This window comes from Saccharopolyspora sp., assembly GCF_017434145.1.
Classification (GTDB): Bacteria; Actinomycetota; Actinomycetes; order Mycobacteriales; family Pseudonocardiaceae; genus Saccharopolyspora_C; species Saccharopolyspora_C galaxeae.
In genome coordinates, this window is the sequence record NZ_JAFRFW010000845.1 from 1 (window position 1) to 1817 (window position 1817).

At 69.5% G+C, this 1817-nt stretch carries 1 protein-coding gene and 1 pseudogene; both read left to right on the forward strand.

The window, feature by feature from the left end:
* Positions 1-88 precede the first annotated feature (88 nt).
* Positions 89-940: pseudogene (locus tag IJH84_RS23040) on the forward strand (L-asparagine permease); the annotation flags it as partial.
* Between the two features lie 49 nt (positions 941-989).
* The coding region (locus IJH84_RS23045; RefSeq protein ID WP_295148917.1) for a serine/threonine-protein kinase at positions 990-1817 on the forward strand (828 nt) is incomplete at its 3' end.

The following is a 1817-nucleotide window of genomic DNA, read 5'->3' on the forward strand; positions in this document are numbered from 1 at the left end:
CGCGCGTCACCGCCGTCAATAATTGGCTGAACGGAATGGGCGTCCCGGTTTTGCAGGGCGCCTTGTTCAATTCGGCCTATGTTCAGGCCCGATCTCCGGGCACGAGGCCGGACCGTCGCTGATCACCGATACCGGCGGGTTCTTCCCCGCCGGTGTGCTGCCGGTGGTGCTGATCATGCAGGGCGTGGTGTTCGCCTACGCCTCCGTCGAGCTGGTCGGCGTCGCGGCGGGGGAGACCGAGAACCCCGAGAAGATCATGCCGAAGGCGATCAACTCGATCATGTGGCGGATCGGGATCTTCTACGTCGGCTCGGTGCTGCTGCTGTCGATGCTGCTGCCCTGGACGTCCTACAAGGACGGTGAGAGCCCGTTCGTCACGGTGCTGTCCAGCCTCGGCGTGCCCGGTGCCAGCGACGTGATGAACCTGGTGGTGCTCACCGCGGCGATGTCCAGCCTCAACTCGGGGCTGTACTCCACCGGCCGCACGCTGCGGTCGATGTCGCTGGCGGGGTCGGCGCCGAAGTTCACCGGGCGGATGAACCGCAACCAGGTGCCCTACGGCGGCATCCTGCTCACCTCGGCGGTCTGCGTGGTCGGCGTCGGGCTCAACGCCGTGGTGCCGGAGGAAGCCTTCGAGATCGTGCTGAACTTCGCCTCCATCGGCATCCTCGGCACCTGGGCGATGATCGTGCTCAGCCACCTGTTGTTCGTGCGCAAGGCCGATCGGGGCGAGGTGCGGCGGCCGCACTACCGGCTGCCGCTCTCGCCGTACGTGCAGATCGCGACGCTGGCGTTCTTCGCCGCGATCGTCGTGCTGATGGCCTTCGACGACATCGGCCGGATCACCGTGCTCGCGCTGCCGGTGCTGCTGGTCGCATTCGTCGTCGGGTGGTTCTGCGTGCGCGGGCGCATCGACACGTCCGCCATGGACAACGAGTGATCCACCGATTGGGTTAAGGTCGCGGTGCTTCGCGGACACCGGAGGACCGATGACTGACGCACCACCGCTGCTGGCCGGGCGGTACCGGCTGGGCCGACGGCTCGGCCGCGGCGGCAGGTCCGAGGTCTACCGGGCGCTGGACACCGAGCTGGAACGCCCGGTCGCGGTGAAGGTGTTCCGGCCCAACGCCGACGAGTCGGCCCGGCAGCGGTTCGCCGACGAAGCGCGGCTGCTGGCCCGGCTCGACCATCCCGGCCTGGTCACCGTGCACGACGCGGGGTCCGAGGACGAAGAGCCGTACCTGGTCATGCAGCTCGTCGACGGGCGTCCGCTGACGGAACTGCTGCAGTCCGGTGCGCTGGCGCCGGACCAGATCGCCGAGCTGGGCCGCAGGCTCGCGTGGGTGCTGGATTACGTGCACCGCAACGGGATCGTGCACCGGGACGTGAAACCGGCGAACGTGCTGATCACCGCTGACGAGCAGGTGTTCCTGGCGGACTTCGGCATCTCCCGGCTCGCCGACGCGGTCGGGCGGATGACCGACACCGGGATCGTCATGGGCTCCGCGCACTACATGGCGCCGGAGCAGGTGCGCGACGAGGAAGTGGGCTATTCGGCCGACATCTACGCGCTCGCGCTCGTGCTGCTGGAATGCGTCAGCGGGGAGCCGGAGTACGAAGGCACCAAGGCCGAAGCCGCGGTCGCGCGGCTGACCCGGCCGCCGCGCATTCCCGACCATCTGCCGGAACCGCTGGCCGGGACGCTGCGGGCGATGACGGCCGACGACCCGGACGCGCGGCCCTCCGCCGCCCAGTGCGTGCGGCTGCTGTCCGGGGAGGCCGTGCCTGCGCCACCGGCTGCGGAGGCCGAGGCGCAG